Raw genomic sequence first — 17,470 nt, 5'->3', positions numbered from 1 at the left:
CGCTAGCTCAGCCATCCCATCTGCACGGCGACGAACGCGGCGACCACGAGCAGTGCGCCGGCCATCATGGACATCGCATACGACCGGACGAAGCCGGTCTGCAGCCGGCGCAACCGGCCGGAGCCGCCGCCGACCGCGGCCGCGAGGCCGTTGACCGCGCCGTCGATGCCTCGGTTGTCGAAGAACACCAGCGCGCGGGTCAGGAAGATGCCGGGCTTCTCGAAGACGATCTCGTTGAAGGCGTCGGCGTAGAGGTTGCGGCGGGCGGCCGTGACGACCACGCCGGCCGGCTGCTCGACCAGCGCAGTGCCGCGGCGGAAGAGCAGGTAGGCGAGGCCGATGCCGGCGAACGTGAGCACGAGCGAGAGCGTGGTGATCACCCCGTGCGACATCACCGGGTGGAGGTCGTGCGCTTCCGCGGGCAGCGGCGGCTCGAGCCACTTGGCGACCGGGCTGGCCATCAGGCCACCGGCGATCGCCGAACCGATCGCGAGCAGCACCAGCGGCCCGACCATGATCGGTGGCGACTCGTGCGGGTGCTCGATGTCCTCGGTCCACCGCTTGGGGCCGAGGAACGTGAGCACCCAGAGGCGGGTCATGTAGAACGCGGTGAGCCCGGCGCCGAGCAGCGCGGCCCAGCCGTACAGCCAGGCGGTCCAGCCCTCGCGTTCGAAGGCCGCCACGATGATCGGCTCCTTGGTGAAGAAGCCGGAGAAGCCCGGGAAGCCGACGATGGCGAGCCAACCCGCGGTGAACGTGGCAAACGTCCACGGCATCAGCTTCCACAGCCCGCCGAACCGCCGGATGTCGACCTGGTCCTTCATGCCGTGCATGACGGAGCCGGCACCGAGGAACATGTTGGCCTTGAAGAAGCCGTGCGCGAGCAGGTGGATGATCGCCAGCGCGTACGCGCCGCCGCCCAGGCCGACACCGAGGAACATGTAGCCGATCTGCGAGACCGTCGACCAGGCCAGCACGCGCTTGATGTCGTCCTTGGCCGCGCCGATGATGCAGCCGATCAGCAGCGTCAACGCACCGACGCTGACCACGACCGTCTGCAGCACCTCGTTGGCGGAGAAGATCGCGTTGGACCGGGCGATCAGGTAGACGCCCGCGGTGACCATCGTGGCGGCGTGGATGAGGGCCGACACCGGGGTCGGGCCTTCCATCGCGTCGGGCAACCACGCCTGCAGCGGGAACTGGCCGGACTTGCCGGTCGCGCCGAGCAGGAGCAGCAGGCCCATCATCAGCACGACGGTGAACGACAGCGAGCCGACGCCGTTGAACACGTCCGCGTAGTTCGTCGACCCGAGGTAGGCGAACATCATGAAGATCGCGATGACCAGGCCGGCGTCGCCGACGCGGTTCATCAGGAACGCCTTCTTGCCCGCGGTCGCCGCCGACGGCCGGGTGTACCAGAACGAGATCAGCAGGTACGACGCGAGGCCGACACCCTCCCAGCCGAGGTAGAGCATCACGTAGTTGTTGCCGAGGACCAGCAGCAACATCGCGGCGGCGAAGAGGTTGAAGTAACCGAAGAAGGTGTGCCGGCGCTCGTCGTGCGCCATGTAGCCGACCGCGTACAGGTGGATCAGGAAACCCACACCCGTGATCAGCAGGCAGAAGACGGCGGACAGCGGGTCGAACAGCAGACCGATGTCAACCTTCAGGCTGCCGACCGAGATGAACTCCCACAGGTTGCGCTCCACGGCCCGGTTGGGCTGGTCGCGCAACAAGAAGAAGTAGATCAGGGTCAGCACGAAGCCGGCGCCGATCGCCGCGGTGCCGAGCCAGTGCGCGAACTTCGCACTGCGGCGCCCGAGCAGCAGGATGACCGCCGAACTCACCAGCGGGATGGCGATGAGCAGCCACACGCTGCCCAGTACGCCCGTAGCGTGGGCGTACTCGATCGTCTGTTCCACGAATGCGGCCCCTCTAGTACTTCAGCAGGTTCGCGTCGTCGACGCTCGCCGAGCGCCGCGTCCGGAAGATCGTCATGATGATCGCCAGACCGACCACGACCTCAGCAGCGGCTACGACCATGACGAAGAACGCGATGATCTGGCCGTTGAGGTTGCCGTTGATCCGGCTGAACGTCACCAGTGCCAGGTTGGCCGAGTTGAGCATCAGCTCGATGCACATGAACAGCACGATCGCGTTGCGCCGGATCAGCACGCCGACGGCGCCGATCGTGAACAGGATGCCGGCCAGCACCAGGTAGTAGCTCGGGTTCATTTCTCGGTGCCCTTCGGGGCGGTCTCGCGCGAACTGAGCTCACGCGTCGGGAGAATCTCGGGGATGCTGCGCTGGCTGAGCGTGCCGTCGGGCAGGCGCGCCGGCGTGGCGACCGAGTCTGAGGTGGCGTACACGCCAGGACCGGGCTTCGGGGCCGGGTAGTTGCCCGGGCGGAACCGCAGCCGCATGGTCTCGGGCTGGCCCAGCTTCTCACTCTTCGGCTTGTGGATGTGCGCGAGCACCATCGCACCGACCGCGGCGGTGATCAGCAGCGCGGAGGTCGCCTCGAACGCGAACACGTAGTTCGTGAACAGCAGCGCCGCGATGCCCTGGACGTTGCCGTCCCGGTTGGCGGCGTCGAGACCGACCGCCTCGGTGCCGCTGACCGCGCGGGCGACGAGCGTGCCGACCAGCCCGGCGAAGCCGAGGCCGACCAGGACCGCGGCGACCCGCTGCCCGCGCAACGTCTCGATCAGCGAGTCCGACGCGTCCCGGCCGACCAGCATCAGCACGAACAGGAACAGCATCATGATCGCGCCGGTGTAGACGATGATCTGCACCATGCCGATGAACGGACCGGCCTGCACGACGTAGAACACGCCGAGGCTGAGCATCGTCAGCACCAGCCAGAGGGCGGAGTGCACGGCGTTGCGGGCCGCCACCATGCCGATCGCGCCGAGCAGCGCGAGCGGGGCGAGAATCCAGAAGGTCACCGCCTCGCCGGTGGTGACGGTCGCCGCGAGCGCGATGTTGGTCATGACGCTTCTCCCGTCGCGTCCTTGGTACCGGTCTCGGACCACGGTGCCCGCTCCGCGCCGGCGGAGGTGCCGGGGTTCGTGAGCGCGCCGACGTAGTAGTCCTTCTCGGTCTCACCCAGCCGCATCGGGTGCGGCGGCTGCTCCATGCCGGGCAGCAGCGGCGCCAGGAGCTGCTCCTTGGTGAAGATCAGGTCCTGGCGGTTGTCGCGGGCGAGCTCGTACTCGTTGCTCATCGTCAGCGACCGGGTCGGGCACGCCTCGATGCACAGCCCGCAGAAGATGCACCGGGCGTAGTTGATCTGGTAGGTGGTGGCGTACCGCTCACCCGGCGAGAAGCGCTTCTCGTCGGTGTTGTCGCCACCCTCGACGTAGATCGCGTCCGCCGGGCAGGCCCAGGCGCACAGCTCGCACCCGATGCATTTCTCCAGCCCGTCCGGGTGCCGGTTGAGGATGTGCCGGCCGTGGTAGCGCGGTGCCGCCGGAGCCGGCTCGAACGGGTAGTCCGTCGTCACGATCTTGCGGAACATGTGCGAGAACGTGACGCCGAAGCCCTTGAACGTGCCCGTGATGGCGCCCATCTCAGTCTTCCTTCTCTTCGGTCGAGGTGGCCTCGATGACGTCCGGAGCGCCACCGCCCACGTTGGCCGGCTGTCGCTGCGCCACCCCGCGCCGGGCCCGCGGGCTCGGCGGCACCACGAGGTCCATCGGCGGGAGCGGGAAGCTGCCCTGCGGCCGCGCGTTGACCTGTTCCTGGAGGGTGGGCTGCGGCTTCTTCTTGCGGTCGGGCCACAGCAGCGTGATCAGCAGGATGACCACCAGCGCGCCGCCGATGATGCTCCAGCGCACCGCGTCGCTGTTTTCCTTCTGCAGCACCCGGATGCCGGCCAGGGCCAGGATCCAGACCAGGTTCAGCGGCAGGAGTACGCGCCAGCCGAGCCGCATGAACTGGTCGTAGCGCAGCCGGGGCAGCGTGCCGCGGAGCCAGACGAAGACGAAGACCAGCAGGATCACCTTGGCGAAGAACCAGATCAGGCCGAACCAACCCTCGTTGGCACCGGACCAGATGCTGATCGGCCAGGGCGCCCGCCAGCCGCCGAGGAACAGCGTCGTGGCGACCGCGGAGACGGTCACCATGTTGACGTATTCCGCGAGCATGAACAGCGCGAACTTCAGCGAGCTGTATTCGGTCATGAAGCCGGCGACCAGCTCGGACTCCGCCTCGGGCAGGTCGAACGGTGCCCGGTTGGTCTCACCGACCGCGGAGACGAAGTAGATGATGAAGCTGGGCAGCAGCAGGATCGCGTACCAGCCGGGTGCGAAGAACTCGAACCCGCCGAGCGACGCGCTCGAGTCGCTGCCGGCCTGCGCCGCGACGATCCCGCTGGTGGACATCGTGCCGGCGGTCATGAACACCGCGACGATGGACAGGCCCATGGCGACCTCGTACGAGATCATCTGGGCGCTCGACCGCAGGCCACCGAGCAGCGGGTACGTCGAGCCGGAGGCCCAACCGCCCAGCACGATGCCGTAGATGCCCATCGAGGACACGGCCAGGATCAGCAGCACCGCCACCGAGATGTCGGTGACCTGCAACGGCGTGTGGTGGCCGAAGATGCTCACCATCGGGCCGAACGGGATGACCGACAGCGCGGTCACCGCGCAGATCACCGAGATCGTCGGCGCGAAGAAGTAGACGACCTTGTCGGCGGTCTTCGGCAGGATGTCTTCCTTGAAGGCCATCTTCAGGCCGTCGGCCAGCGTCTGCAGCAGGCCGAACGGGCCGACCTGGTTGGGGCCGGGCCGCACCTGCATGAACCCGACGACGCGCCGCTCGAACCAGACGCCGAGCAGTGTCGCGAGCACCGCGAAGACGAACGCGAAGACGATCTTGATGAGCACGATCCACCAGGGATCATGCCCGAAGTCGGAAAGCGTCGGGTCCTGCGCGAGTAGCACCGCGGACGTCATCGGGCCCCTCCAGCCGAGATCGAGACGACCGCACCGGAGGTGACGCCCAGCGTCCGCCGGGTGGTCGAACCGGGCGAGTTGGTCGGCAGCCAGACGACGCCGGCCGGCATCTCAGTGATCATCGCCGGCAGCGTCACCGCGCCGCGGCCCGTGCCGACCGTGACCGCCTCGCCGTCGGCGACGCCGATCGCCTCGGCGGTCGTCTTGTCGAGCCGGACCACCGGCGGCCGGGCGGTGCCGGCCAGTTCCTGGTCGCCGTCGAGCAGGCTGCCCAGGTCGATGAGCTGGTGCCAGGTCGCGAGCACCGCTTCGCCGGCAGCGGGCTCGGCCACCTCGGCCGGCTCGTGCAGCGGCGCGTGCGGGCGGTCGGACCGGGTCACCGGCAGGCCGCCGAGCTCGCGGCGGACCGTGTTGACGTCGCCGGTGCCGAGCCCGACGCCGAGCGCGGCGGCCAGCGCGTCGAGCACCCGGCCGTCGTTCATCGCGTCGGTGGCGAGCACGGTCTCGAAGGTGCGCAGGCGACCTTCCCAGTCGAGGAAGCTGCCCGCCTTCTCGGCGACCGGCGCGACCGGGAAGACCACGTCGGCCCGCCGGCTCACCGCGCTGCGCCGGACCTCGAGGCTGACCAGGAACGGCACCGCGTCGAGGGCCTGCTCGGCCAGCTTCGGGTCGCTCAGGTCGGCGGGGTCGACGCCCGCGACGACCAGCGCGCCGAGTCGGCCACCGGCAGCCGCCACGATCATGGCGTCGGTGTCGCGACCGGGCTGGCTCGGGATGACACCGGGCTCCACGTCCCAGGCGCCGGACAGCTCGGCCCGCGCCGCCGCGTCGGACGCGATGCGCCCGCCGGGAAGCAGGTTGGGCAGGCAGCCGGCGTCGACCGCGCCGCGGTCACCCGCGCGCCTCGGCACCCAGGCCAGCTTGGCGCCGGTGCGCTCGGCCAGCGCCGCGGCGGCCGAGAGGCCACCGGGCACCGAGGCGAGCCGCTCGCCGACGATCAGCAGCGCGCCCGGCGCCTTGAGCGCCTCGGCGACCACGTCGTGCTCGGCGAGCACGCGCGCCTCCTCGCCCGGGATGATCCGGGCGACCTTGGCGCCGACCTTCTCCAGGCCGCGGGTCACGTACGGGGAGAGCGCGTAGATCGGCAGCTTGCGCTTGGTGAAGTTCTTGCGCAGGCGCAGGAAGAGGATCGGCGACTCCTCCTCGGGCTCCAGCCCGACCAGGACCACCGCCGGCGCCGTGTCGATGTCGGCGTAGGTGACGTCCGTGGTGCCGGCCACCGAGGAGGCCAGGAACTCGGTCTCCTCCGTCGACAGCGGCCGCGCGCGGAAGTCGATGTCGTTGGTGTGCAGGGCGACGCGGGCGAACTTCGCGTACGCGTACGCGTCCTCGACGGTCAGCCGGCCGCCGGTGAGCACGCCGACGCCGTGTGCGCCGTCGCGGGCGGTGCGCAGGCCGTCGGCGGCGACGCGCAGCGCCTCGCTCCAGGACGCCTCGCGCAGCTCACCGCTCTGTGCGTCGCGGATCAGCGGGGTGGTGAGCCGGTCGGTGGCGGTCGCGTAGCGGAAGCCCCACCGGCCCTTGTCGCAGTTCCACTCCTCGTTGACCGCCGCGTCGTCGCCGGCCAGCCGGCGCAGCACCTTGCCGCGGCGGTGGTCGGTGCGCTGTGCGCAGCCTGAGGCGCAGTGCTCGCACATCGACGGGCTCGAGACGAGGTCGAACGGGCGGGAGCGGAAGCGGTACTGGGCACCGGTCAGCGCGCCGACCGGGCAGATCTGCACGGTGTTGCCGGAGAAGTAGGAGTTGAAGGGAACGTCGCCCTCGGCCTCTTCGCCCGCCTCCGCGTCGTACACCTCGTCGCGGTAGACGTTGATCTCTTCGTTGCTGCTGCGGTTCATCAGGTCGATGAACTTGTCGCCGGCGATCTCCTCGGAGAACCGGGTGCAGCGCTGGCAGAGCACGCAGCGCTCGCGGTCGAGCAGGACCTGCGAGGAGATGTTGATCGGCTTCGGGTACTCCCGCTTGTGCTCGTGGAACCGCGAGTCGGCCCGGCCGGTCGACATCGCCTGGTTCTGCAGCGGGCACTCGCCGCCCTTGTCACACATCGGGCAGTCGAGCGGGTGGTTGATCAGGAGCAGCTCCATGATGCCCTCCTGCGCCTTCTTGGCGACCGGAGAGGTGAGCTGGGTCTTGACCACCATGCCGTCGGCGATCGGCTGGGTGCACGAGGCGACCGGCTTGCGCTGCCCCTCGACCTCGACCAGGCACTGCCGGCACGCGCCCGCGGGCGCCAGCAGCGGGTGGTCGCAGAACCGCGGGATCGCGATGCCGAGCTGCTCGGCAACCCGGATCAGCAGCGTGCCCTTCGGCGCGGTCACCTCGACGCCGTCGATGGTCAGGGTGACCTCGTCGGCCTTCTTAGCTACGTCGGTCATCAGTGCGCCCCCACGAGAGCCTTCTCGGACAGCCGGGGAGCCGTCCGGCCCTCGATGTAGTCGAGGTAGTCCTGCTTGAAGTACTGCAACGAGGACGTCACCGGGCTCGTCGCGCCGTCGCCCAGACCGCAGAACGAGCGGCCCAGGATGTTGTCACAGGTGTCGAGCAGCGTGTCGAGGTCTTCGTGGGTGCCCCGACCGGACAGGATCCGCTCGTAGACCCGGACCATCCAGTAGTTGCCCTCGCGGCACGGCGTGCACTTGCCGCACGACTCGTGGTGGTAGAACTCCAGCCACCGGTAGGTCGCGTAGACCGGGCAGTCCTGGTCGGAGAAGATCTGCGTCGCCGTGGTGCCGAGGATGCTGCCGGCGCCCGCGACGCCCTCGAAGTCGAGCGGCACGTCCAGGTGGTCGGCCGTGAGCAGCGGGGTCGACGAGCCGCCCGGGGTCCAGAACCGCAGCTCGTGCCCGGGCCGCATGCCGCCGGCCAGCTCGATCAGCTCGCGCAGGGTGATGCCCATCGAGCACTCGTACTGGCCGGGGTTGTTGATCCGCCCCGAGAGCGAGTAGATCATCGGGCCGGACGACTTCTCGGTGCCCATCGTGCGCCACCAGTCGGCGCCGCCGAGCACGATGTAGGGGACGCTGGCGATCGTGCCGACGTTGTTGACCACCGTCGGCGAGGCGTAGAGGCCGTGCGTCGCGGGGAACGGCGGGCGCAGCCGGGGCTGGCCGCGGAAGCCCTCGAGCGAGTCGAGCAGCGCCGTCTCCTCGCCGCAGATGTAGGCGCCGGCGCCGCTGTGCACGACCACCTCGAGGTTGAAGCCCGACCCGAGGATGTTTTGGCCGATGTAGCCCTTGTCGTACGCCTCGACGACCGCGTTGCGCAGCCGGCGCGCGGCGTGCACCGCCTCGCCGCGGATGTAGATGTAGGCCCGCTCGGCGCGGATCGCGTAGCTGGCGATGATCACGCCCTCGATCAGCGAGTGCGGGTCGTGGGTCATCAGCGGCAGGTCCTTGCAGGTGCCCGGCTCGCCCTCGTCGGCGTTGACGACGAGGTAGTGGGGCTTGCCGTCGCCCTGCGGGATGAAGCCCCACTTGAGCCCGGTCGGGAAGCCGGCACCGCCGCGCCCGCGCAGGCCCGAGTCCTTGATGAGCTGGATCAGGTCGTCCGGGTGCGCCTTGAGCGCCTTCTTCAGCGCCTGGTAGCCGTCGAGCTGCTCGTAGGTCCGCAGCGCCCAGGCGTTGGGCGACAGCCAGCGCTTGGTCAGGACCGGCGTGAGCTTCTCGAGGACTTCCCGCCGCGGAGCTGTGGTCACTTCTTGTCCTCCTTGGCGCCGGCCTTCTTGATCGGGGTGTCCGGGTTGAACCCCGCGACCGCGATGCCGTGCTGCTGTGCGAGTTGCAGGCCGCGCAGCGTCGGTTCACCCGGCACTCCGTCGGCGACCGCGTCGTCCCGGGTGTCCGGGAAACCGGCCAGCTGGAGCGACATCTCCTTGAGCGTGCAGAGCCGGGCGCCGCGGCTGGGCTGCGGGCGGTTGCCCCGGCGGAGGTCGTCGACCAGGTCCGTCGCCGACCCGGGGGTCACGTTGTCGAAGAAGTCGTAGTTGACCGTCATGACCGGGCCGTAGTCGCACGCGGCCAGGCATTCGGCGTGCTCGAGCGTGATCGAGCCGTCGCCGGTGGTCTCGTCGTGCCCGACGCCCAGGTGCTCGCTGAGCGTGTCGTAGACCTCCTGGCCGCCGAGCACGTTGCACATCGTGTTGGTGCAGACGCTGACCAGCCAGTCACCGGTCGGGCGGCGCTTGTACATCGTGTAGAACGACGCGACCGCACCGACCTGGGCCTTGTTGATGCCGAGCACCTCGGCGCAGAACTCCACACCGGCCGGCGAGACGTGCCCTTCGACGGACTGCACGAGGTGCAGCAGCGGCAGCAGGGCGGACCGGGTGCGGTCGGCCGGGTAGCGGGCCAGTATCTCCCGGGCCCGCTGCCGGATCTCCTCGTCGAAGACCGTCGTTGGCGTCGTCATCGGTCACACCCACCCATCACCGGGTCCAGCGAGGCGCCGCCGGCGATGACGTCGGCGATCAGGCCGCCTTCGGCCATCGCGGGAAGCGCTTGCAGGTTCACGAAGCTGGGCTCGCGGAAGTGCACCCGGTAGGGCCGGGTGCCGCCGTCGGACACCGCGTGGGCGCCCAACTCCCCGCGCGGGCCCTCGATCGCCACGTAGACCTGGCCGGGCGGCACCCGGAAGCCTTCCGTGACGAGCTTGAAGTGGTGGATCAGCGACTCCATCGACTGACCCATGATCTTGGCGACATGCTCCAGCGAGTTGCCGAGACCGTCGACGCCGATGGCGAGCTGTGCCGGCCACGCGATCTTCTTGTCGGCGACCATGATCGGGCCGGGCCGGAGCCGCTCGAGGGCCTGCTCGATGATCTTCAGGGACTCGCGGATCTCGGCGAGCCGCACCTGGTAGCGACCCCACACGTCGGCGTCGGTCGAGGTGGGCACGTCGAACTCGTAGTTCTCGTAGCCGCAGTACGGCATGGTCTTGCGCAGGTCCCACGGCAGGCCGGCCGAGCGGAGCACCGGGCCGGTGACGCCGAGCGAGATGCAGCCGGTCACGTCGAGCACGGCGACGCCCTGCGTCCGCTCGATCCAGATGGGCTGCCCCGAGAGCAGGTCCTCGTATTCCTTGAGGCGCTTCGGCATGACCTTCAGGAACTCGCGGATCTTCGCGACCGCGCTGTCCGGCACGTCCTGCGCCACGCCGCCCGGGCGCACGTAGGCCATGTTCATCCGCAGGCCCGAGATCATCTCGAAGATCTCGAGGATGTACTCGCGCTCGCGGAAGCCGTACAACATGATCGAGATGGCGCCCAGCTCCATGCCGGTCGTGGCCAGCCAGACCAGGTGCGACGAGATCCGGTTGAGCTCCATCATCAGCACGCGGATGGTGGTGGCCCGCTCGGTGATCTCGTCCTCGATGCCGAGGAGCTTCTCCACCGCGAGGCTGTAGGCAGTCTCGTTGAAGATCGGCGAGAGGTAGTCCATCCGGGTCACGAACGTCGTGCCCTGCACCCAGTTGCGGTACTCGATGTTCTTCTCGATGCCGGTGTGCAGGTAGCCGACGACCGAACGCATCTCGCGGACCGTCTCACCCTCGAGCTCGAGGATCAGGCGCAGCACGCCGTGCGTCGACGGGTGCTGCGGGCCCATGTTGACGATGAGTCGCTCGTCGCTGACCGGATCCGCGGCGCCGACGACGGTGTCCCAGTCGCCGCCCGTAACGGTGAAGACCTTGCCCTCGGAGGTGTCGCGCTCAGGGGCGTAGCTCGGGTTGGTTGTCACTGGTAGCTCCTCCGCCGGTCGGGCGGTGGGATCTCGGCGCCCTTGTATTCCACCGGAACCCCGCCGAGCGGGTAGTCCTTGCGTTGCGGGTAGCCCTCCCAGTCGTCCGGCATGAGGATCCGGGTCAGACCGGGGTGGCCCTCGAAGACGACCCCGAACATGTCGTAGGTCTCGCGCTCCTGCCAGTCGGCGGTCGGGTAGACCTGCGTGACCGTCGGCACGCGCGGGTCGTCGGTGCCGACCGCGACCTCGAGCCGCACCCGCCGCCGATAGGTCATCGAGGCGAGGTGGTAGGTCACGTGCAGCCGGCGCTCGTCGGCACCGAGATAGTCCACACCGGACACCGAGGAGCAGAGCTCGAAGCGCAGCGACTCGTCGTCGCGCATCGTGCGGGCGACCTCGGCGATCCGCTCGGCCTTGACGTGCAGGGTCAGCTCGCCGCGGTCGACGACCACCTTCTCGATGGCGTCGTCGAGCCCCGGGAACGCCTCTTCGAGCGCGTCGTAGACCTCGTCGAAGTAGCTCCCGTACGGCCGCTCGCTGCCACCGGCACCGACCCGCCGGCGGACCAGGCCGCCGAAGCCGGAGGTGTCGCCGGAGCCCTGGATGCCGAACATGCCACGACCGGCCACAGAGGACGGCGGCAGCTCAGCCGGCGCACCGGTGTGCGCACCGGCCGGAGTGGCCTGCACGGGCACGCCTCCGCCCGGCTTGGCGCCCGGCTGGCTCGGGGTCTGGTTGGTCACCGGGTCTTTGTCCGGCGAGGTGGTCACCACCGTCCACCTCCCTGGAGGTGTCGTTCCTGCTTCATCCAGTTCTCGATCCGCAACTGCTCCTCGCGGCCCTCGCGGACCGCCTCGGTCCACTCGGCCCGCCGGGCCTTGTCGTTGCGGTAGGAGGAAGGCATCGAGCCGTACGGCACGACCGGCACGTCACCCCGCTCCTTGCGCTGCTCGAGCATCTTGCGGCCGTTGGGGCCGAGCGGCTCGTGCATGATCTTCTCGCGCAGCTTGAGGATCGCGTCGATGAGCATCTCCGGCCGCGGCGGGCAGCCGGGCAGGTACATGTCGACGGGCACGACGTGGTCGACGCCCTGGACGATCGCGTAGTTGTTGAACATGCCGCCGCTGCTCGCGCAGACGCCCATGGAGAGCACCCAGCGCGGCTCCGCCATCTGGTCGTAGATCTGCCGCAGCACGGGCGCCATCTTCTGCGACACCCGGCCGGCCACGATCATCAGGTCGGCCTGACGGGGCGAGGCGCGGAACACCTCCATGCCCCAGCGGCCCATGTCGTAGTGCGGGCCGCCGGCCGCCATCATCTCGATCGCGCAGCAGGCGAGGCCGAACGTCGCGCCCCAGACCGACGACTTGCGGGACCAGTTGACCAGCTTCTCCACGGAGGTGAGCAGGACGCCCGCGGGGAGTTTCTCTTCGATGCCCATGCTGGCGTGCCTCCCTTCAGTCCCAGTCCAGGCCGCCGCGACGCCAGACATAGGCGTAGGCGATGAACACGGTGCCGATGAACATGACCATCTCGACGAACCCGAAGAGGCCGAGCGAGTCGAAGCTGACCGCCCACGGGTACAGGAAGATGATTTCGATGTCGAAGACGATGAACAGCATCGCCGTCAGGTAGAACTTGATCGGGAACCGGCCGCCGCCAACGGGCTGCGGGCTTGGTTCGATGCCGCACTCGTACGCGTCGAGTTTGGCGCGGTTGTAACGGCGTGGGCCGGCGATGCGCGCTGAGGCCACGGAGAACAGCGCGAAGAAGGCAGCCAGGGCCAGCAGCCCCAGGATCGGTACGTACGGCGAGAGCGTCATGATCTTCCCCTGCTCGTCCTTTCCTGCCCTCTGTCGAGAATCAGCGTCTGAGTATTCACCGTTGTGTAGGCCCCCGCCCGGCGGGGTCTTGTGCTCATGCCGCCGGCACCACCTTGGTCATCGCGTTGATGACGCGGTCCATCGCGTCGCCACCGCGGGGATCCGTCAGGTTTGCCAGCAGTTTGAGAACGAACCGCATCAGCGTCGGGTGCGGCATCCCGTGCTTGGTGGCGATGCGCATGATCTGCGGGTTGCCGATCATCTTCACGAAGATGTTGCCGAGCCGGTAATAGCCGCCGTAGCGGGCCTTCAGCTCGGCCGGATAGGCGGCCAGCGCGCGCTCGCGGTCCGCACCCGTGCGGCCGAGCGCCTGCGCCACCACCTCCGCGGCGAGCTCGCCGGACTCCATCGCGTACGCGATGCCCTCGCCGTTGAACGGGTTGACCATGCCGCCGGAGTCGCCGACCAGCAGCACGCCCCGGGTGTAGTGCGGCACGCGGTTGAAGCCCATCGGCAGCGCGGCGCCGAGGATCGGGCCGTCGGCGTTGGCCTCGTCGGCCATGCCCCACTCGGGCGGGGTGGCGCCGAGCCACTCGGTGAGCATGCGCCGGTAGTTGGTCTTGCCGAACGCGGCCGACGAGTTGAGCACGCCTAGGCCGACGTTGACCCGGCCGTCGCCCATGCCGAAGATCCAGCCGTAGCCGGGGAGCAGCTTGTCGCCGCCCTCCTTGCTGCGCAGCTCGAGCCAGGACTCGAGGTAGTCGTCGTCGTGCCGGGCCGGCGAGTGGTAGTAGCGGCGCACCGCGACGCCGATCGGCCGGTCCTCGCGCTTGGCGAGGCCCATCGAGAGCGGGAAACGGCCGGAGACGCCGTCGGCGGAGATGACCAGCGGGGCGCGGAACGTGTGCTGCTCCCCGCCTTCGGACTCGGCGATCACGCCCACGACGCGGCCGGTGTCCTCGCGGACCGGGCCGGTGACGGTGTAGCCGGTGCGCAGGTCGGCGCCGACCTTCACGGCCTGCTTGGCGAGCAGGTCGTCGAAGTCGTGGCGGGTGCGCACGAGCCCGTAGTTGGGGAAGCTGGCGAGGTCGGGCCAGTCGAGCTCGAGGCGCACGCCGCCGCCGATCACCCGCAGGCCCTTGTTGGTCAGCCAGCCCTGCTCTTCGAACGTGCCGTCGGCGGTCAGGCCGAGCTTGATGAGCTGCTTGACCGCGCGCGGGGTCAGCCCGTCACCGCAGACCTTCTCCCGCGGGAACTGCGACTTCTCCAGGACCAGCACGCGTACGCCGTGCCGCGCCAGGTGGTACGCCGTCGTGGAGCCACCCGGTCCCGCGCCGACGACGATGACGTCGGCGTCGTTGTCCCTGCTGGCGGCCACCACGATTTCCCCCTCGGATGCCGGTTTTCGCTCCTCGCAGGCTCGTGAAATGCTTCACAAGCTCATCGGGTGGAGTCTAGAACCGGGGATACTGCGGGCGGCCGGTTAGGTATACCTAACCCCGGGCCCGAAACCGAGTTGTCGATCGATGTCCGATTCGCAAAGCGGATAATCTTCACATACGGGTTGCGCGGTGCAGCGCGACGATCCCGGCAGACAGGTTTCTCCAGCCCACGGCACCCCATCCGGCCTCCTGGATGCGGGTCGCGAGATCTTGCTGGTTGGGCCACGTCTGGATCGACTCGGCGAGGTAGACGTACGCGTCCGGGTTGCTGGACACCCGCCGGGCGACTGCGGGCAGTGACCGCATCAGATACGAAAGGTAGATGGTGCGGAACGTGAAGTTGGTCGGGTGGCTGAACTCACAGACCACCAGCCGGCCGCCGGGACGGGTGACCCGGGCCAGCTCACGCAGGGCGGCCCTGGTGTCGACCACGTTGCGCAGCGCGAAGGAGATCGTGACCGCGTCGAAGGTCGCGTCCGCGAACGGCAGGGCCAGCGCGTCGCCGGCCAGCAGCGGAACGGTCGGCCGGGTGTGCCGGCCGGCGCGGAGCATGCCGATCGAGAGGTCGGCGCCGACCGCGTAGGCACCGGACCGGCCGAGCTCCTCGGTCGAGACGCCGGTGCCGGCGCCGACGTCGAGCACCTTCTCCCCCGCTCGCAGGTCGAGGGCGGTCCGCGTGGCCCTCCGCCAGCCGCGGTCCTGTCCGAAGGAGAGGACGGTGTTGGTCAGGTCGTACCGCTCGGCCACCCCGTCGAACATCTCGGCGACCTCGTGCGGCTGCTTGTCCAGGTTGGCTCGCGTCACCTGGCCACTGTATGAAACGGCCCGCTCCCAGGGTGGGAGCGGGCCGTTCCTGTTGCTCTTTGGCTTACGCGTCCGGGGTCACCGTGACGACGCGACGCCGCCGGGCCAGGAAGAACAGCACCGCACCGGCGATGACCACCGCGCCACCGACGCCGCCGATGATGCCGGCAGCCGGGCCGGTGACGGGCAGGCCGCCGCCGCCACCCTCGCCGCCGGCCTCGGCGACGAAGACGCCGAAGTCGTCGGTGTTGTCGGTCTTGTCGATGTCCTTGAAGTGCTCCGGCAGCTCGGCGGCCTTCGGGGCGTTCATCCGCGCGATCGCCGGCGGGGCCTCGATCTCGACCTCGTCGATCGCGGCGACCGTCACCGTGCCGTGCAGGGTCGACGGGGCGGGCGCGCTCTCGTCAACCTTGATGTCCCAGTAGAAGAGCGAGTTGAACTCCTCCACCAGCTCGTACGGCTTGAGCTCGAAATCGTTGTAGTCGCAGGTCGCGACGCGCTTGTCGGCGCTGAAGTCGCACTCGTCCTCGGGCGTCGTGAACGTGACGTGCTCCGGCAGCGAGACCTTGAAGGCCAGGCCCTTGGCGGTCATGTCACCCATGTTCAGCACCTCGGCGAACACGCGCGACGACGCGCCCGGCGCGACCGGCTCGTCCGTGTAGGACTTGGCCGCCTCGTCCCAGGTGTAGACGTCCGGCGAGTAGACGCGCAGGTCGGCGCCGCTCTCCTCGCTCAGCACGACCTTGGCGCTGGCGGTGTTGTTCTTCTCGTTCGGGTCGGTGCCCTCGTGCTCGATCGTGACCGTGATCTCGCCGGCGTCGCCGGTCGCGCCGTCCTTCTTGACGATCGGGAAGTCCCAGTCGTACTCGGCGCCGGCCTCGATGGTGTCGCCGTCGATGCCACACAGGACCTTGCCCTCGACCGGGTCGTCGCACTCACCGTCGATGAAGTCGATCTTCTCGGTGTCGAGTGCGCTGATGTCGATCGTGACGGTGATGCCGTGCGCGTCGTTCGGGCCGGCGTTCGACAGCGAGACGACCGCGAACTTGCCTTCGGCGTTGGCCGCGATCGTGGTGCCGTCGAGCTTGATGCCCAGGTCGGCGGTGTCGTCGGCCAACGCCGGGGCGGCGAACGCGGTGGACGCCGCGATCGCCGCTGCCGCGGCCACGCCCGCGCGCAGCAGCGCGCGGTTGCGAAGCTTCATGAAAGTCCCCCGGGGGTAAAGGAAGGGAATATGAGCGAGGACGTTAGCGGCTGGCGATCATGCCGCGCTGCCCCTGTTCTGAGCTGGAAACCTAAGAGAACCTAAAGGCTTCGGGACATTGACCGAACGGTGGATTCACAGCAAGCTCACAGTGATCGGCCAGTGACCAGAAACGATGCGCGGCCTACTCCGCGGAGAACGTGCGACGCCGGCGCAACGCCAGGAGCAGCACGATGCCGCCGGCGAGGACGGCCGCACCGACGCCGGCGATCAACGCCGTCTGCGGACCGGTCACCGGCAGGCCGCCGTCGCCACCGCCGCTGCCGCCACCCGGATTGCCCGGGTTGCCGGGCTCGCTCGGCGACGGGCTCGGCTCCTGCGTCGGCGCGGTCCCGACGAACACGTCGAAGAAGGCCCAGTTGTCGGTGGGATCCGCGTCGGACAGCACGCGACGCTGACCCTGGGTCGCCATCCGCGCCTCGTCGCCGGGCTGCTCCGCGTCGTCGGCGCCCGGCTCGAGCGCGACCGCGTAGACCAGCCCGCCGGGGTGTGTACCAGCGGCGGTGCCGTGGTCGACCTTGACCGTGAGGCCCGGCAGGAACACCTCGCCCGGCTTCAACACGACCTCGTCGTTCTCGCAGGAAAGTGTCGGGGTCTCGGCCTCCACGGCGTAGCAGTCCGCGGGCACGGACGCGAAGGAGACACCCGCCGGCACCTCGACCGAGTAGGCGAGGCCGACCACGCGCTTGCTGCCGTGGTTGAAGATCGCCGAGTCGAGCGGCGCCGTGCCGCCCGGCGGCACCGGAGTCTTCTTCTCCTCGCCGTCCTCGTCGCCGTCGGCGACCACCTCGGCGTAGACGTCCTGCGCCCAGACCGTCAGGTCGTAGGTCTTCCGCTCCACCTTGACGTAGACGTCGGCGCTGTTGTCCTCGGTGTCGGAGTCACCGGGAACGACCGCGGTGACCGAGAAGTAGCCGGCGTCGTCGGTGACCATGGCCTTGGTGCTGAACAGCGGCACCCCGAAGACGACGTCCTGACCGGCCGGGATGTCACCGACCGCGCAGGTGAACTTCGCCCGCCCGGTCTTCTCACAACCGTCCGGGCGGATGAACCCGACCCCGGCGGCGAGCTTGGAAAGGTCGAGCTTGACCGTCACCCCGGTGGCATCGGCGTTGCCGATGTTGGGGAGATCCACCTGGAACGGCTTCGCGTTGGCCTTCTTGACGCCCTTCGCGATGACCGAACTGACAGGGTTGACGGACACATTGGGGCCGTCGGCGGCGTACGCCGGTCCGGCGACGGCGACCAGGCCGACCGCCATGGCCGTGGCCGCACCGGCGCGGAGGAGCGCGGCGCGCGAGCGCGAATTCATCTGAACCTCTGGGGGCTGTGAGGCGAATGATGCCTGTGTGGCACCTGGGGCTGGGAACAGCGCACGGTA

The 17,470-nt window shown here is 69.2% G+C and carries 15 protein-coding genes and 1 pseudogene; all 16 read right to left on the bottom strand.

Annotated features, from left to right (window positions below):
* Window positions 1–2: 2 nt before the first annotated feature.
* Window positions 3–1,922, bottom strand: a complete 1,920-nt coding sequence (gene nuoL / locus Air01nite_RS20040; RefSeq protein WP_203704215.1) for an NADH-quinone oxidoreductase subunit L — start codon at window positions 1,920–1,922, stop codon at window positions 3–5.
* A 13-nt stretch (window positions 1,923–1,935) separates the two neighbouring features.
* Complete coding sequence (gene nuoK / locus Air01nite_RS20035; RefSeq protein ID WP_116067379.1) at window positions 1,936–2,235, bottom strand: NADH-quinone oxidoreductase subunit NuoK; 300 nt, start codon at window positions 2,233–2,235, stop codon at window positions 1,936–1,938.
* Window positions 2,232–2,993: an NADH-quinone oxidoreductase subunit J gene (locus Air01nite_RS20030; protein WP_203704214.1), complete on the bottom strand. Its 762-nt coding sequence runs from the start codon at window positions 2,991–2,993 to the stop codon at window positions 2,232–2,234. The genes nuoK and Air01nite_RS20030 overlap by 4 nt, the downstream gene beginning before the upstream one ends.
* Window positions 2,990–3,571 (bottom strand): NADH-quinone oxidoreductase subunit NuoI, encoded by a 582-nt coding sequence (nuoI, locus tag Air01nite_RS20025; RefSeq protein ID WP_203704213.1) that lies wholly within the window; start codon window positions 3,569–3,571, stop codon window positions 2,990–2,992. Before nuoI ends, Air01nite_RS20030 begins: the two co-directional genes overlap by 4 nt.
* 1 nt (window position 3,572) lies before the next feature.
* Window positions 3,573–4,961, bottom strand: coding sequence for an NADH-quinone oxidoreductase subunit NuoH (gene nuoH, locus Air01nite_RS20020; protein ID WP_203704211.1), 1,389 nt, complete (start codon window positions 4,959–4,961; stop codon window positions 3,573–3,575).
* Complete coding sequence (locus Air01nite_RS20015; protein ID WP_203704210.1) at window positions 4,958–7,396, bottom strand: NADH-quinone oxidoreductase subunit G; 2,439 nt, start codon at window positions 7,394–7,396, stop codon at window positions 4,958–4,960. Before Air01nite_RS20015 ends, nuoH begins: the two co-directional genes overlap by 4 nt.
* A complete protein-coding gene (gene nuoF / locus Air01nite_RS20010) occupies window positions 7,396–8,715 on the bottom strand; it encodes an NADH-quinone oxidoreductase subunit NuoF (protein WP_203704209.1) in 1,320 nt (439 codons plus the stop codon). Before nuoF ends, Air01nite_RS20015 begins: the two co-directional genes overlap by 1 nt.
* An 8-nt stretch (window positions 8,716–8,723) precedes the next feature.
* Window positions 8,724–9,428: pseudogene (gene nuoE, locus Air01nite_RS20005) on the bottom strand (NADH-quinone oxidoreductase subunit NuoE); the annotation flags it as partial.
* Entirely contained in the window at window positions 9,425–10,753 is a 1,329-nt protein-coding gene (locus Air01nite_RS20000) for an NADH-quinone oxidoreductase subunit D (protein ID WP_203704208.1), read from the bottom strand. The gene Air01nite_RS20000 and the pseudogene nuoE, both read right to left, overlap by 4 nt.
* Complete coding sequence (locus tag Air01nite_RS19995) at window positions 10,750–11,499, bottom strand: NADH-quinone oxidoreductase subunit C (protein WP_203704247.1); 750 nt, start codon at window positions 11,497–11,499, stop codon at window positions 10,750–10,752. Before Air01nite_RS19995 ends, Air01nite_RS20000 begins: the two co-directional genes overlap by 4 nt.
* A gap of 23 nt (window positions 11,500–11,522) precedes the next feature.
* A complete protein-coding gene (locus Air01nite_RS19990) occupies window positions 11,523–12,197 on the bottom strand; it encodes a NuoB/complex I 20 kDa subunit family protein (RefSeq protein WP_203704206.1) in 675 nt (224 codons plus the stop codon).
* 16 nt (window positions 12,198–12,213) lie between these two features.
* Complete coding sequence (locus Air01nite_RS19985; RefSeq protein WP_203704205.1) at window positions 12,214–12,579, bottom strand: NADH-quinone oxidoreductase subunit A; 366 nt, start codon at window positions 12,577–12,579, stop codon at window positions 12,214–12,216.
* 94 nt (window positions 12,580–12,673) lie between these two features.
* Window positions 12,674–13,957, bottom strand: a complete 1,284-nt coding sequence (locus Air01nite_RS19980) for a geranylgeranyl reductase family protein (RefSeq protein ID WP_203704204.1) — start codon at window positions 13,955–13,957, stop codon at window positions 12,674–12,676.
* Between the two features lie 175 nt (window positions 13,958–14,132).
* Window positions 14,133–14,825, bottom strand: a complete 693-nt coding sequence (locus tag Air01nite_RS19975) for a demethylmenaquinone methyltransferase (RefSeq protein WP_203704203.1) — start codon at window positions 14,823–14,825, stop codon at window positions 14,133–14,135.
* 64 nt (window positions 14,826–14,889) lie between these two features.
* Window positions 14,890–16,029: an LPXTG cell wall anchor domain-containing protein gene (locus tag Air01nite_RS19970; RefSeq protein ID WP_203704202.1), complete on the bottom strand. Its 1,140-nt coding sequence runs from the start codon at window positions 16,027–16,029 to the stop codon at window positions 14,890–14,892.
* 184 nt (window positions 16,030–16,213) lie between these two features.
* Window positions 16,214–17,401 (bottom strand): cell wall anchor protein, encoded by a 1,188-nt coding sequence (locus Air01nite_RS19965; RefSeq protein ID WP_203704201.1) that lies wholly within the window; start codon window positions 17,399–17,401, stop codon window positions 16,214–16,216.
* Between the last annotated feature and the right edge of the window lie 69 nt (window positions 17,402–17,470).

Origin of the sequence: Asanoa iriomotensis (genome assembly GCF_016862515.1) — a bacterium.
Taxonomy (GTDB): Bacteria; Actinomycetota; Actinomycetes; order Mycobacteriales; family Micromonosporaceae; genus Asanoa; species Asanoa iriomotensis.
Note: the sequence above shows the minus strand (reverse complement) of the source record. Positions and strands in the feature narration are given on the sequence as shown.

Bases quoted from the DNA above. Each gene is read 5' to 3' on its own strand.
- Air01nite_RS19990 (WP_203704206.1), bottom strand. From the start codon at position 12,197: ATGGGCATCGAAGAGAAACTCCCCGCGGGCGTCCTGCTCACCTCCGTG.
- nuoI (WP_203704213.1), bottom strand. From the start codon at position 3,571: ATGGGCGCCATCACGGGCACGTTCAAGGGCTTCGGCGTCACGTTCTCG.
- nuoK (WP_116067379.1), bottom strand. From the start codon at position 2,235: ATGAACCCGAGCTACTACCTGGTGCTGGCCGGCATCCTGTTCACGATC.
- nuoH (WP_203704211.1), bottom strand. From the start codon at position 4,961: ATGACGTCCGCGGTGCTACTCGCGCAGGACCCGACGCTTTCCGACTTC.
- Air01nite_RS20030 (WP_203704214.1), bottom strand. From the start codon at position 2,993: ATGACCAACATCGCGCTCGCGGCGACCGTCACCACCGGCGAGGCGGTG.
- Air01nite_RS19970 (WP_203704202.1), bottom strand. From the start codon at position 16,029: ATGAAGCTTCGCAACCGCGCGCTGCTGCGCGCGGGCGTGGCCGCGGCA.
- Air01nite_RS20015 (WP_203704210.1), bottom strand. From the start codon at position 7,396: ATGACCGACGTAGCTAAGAAGGCCGACGAGGTCACCCTGACCATCGAC.
- Air01nite_RS19965 (WP_203704201.1), bottom strand. From the start codon at position 17,401: ATGAATTCGCGCTCGCGCGCCGCGCTCCTCCGCGCCGGTGCGGCCACG.
- Air01nite_RS19985 (WP_203704205.1), bottom strand. From the start codon at position 12,579: ATGACGCTCTCGCCGTACGTACCGATCCTGGGGCTGCTGGCCCTGGCT.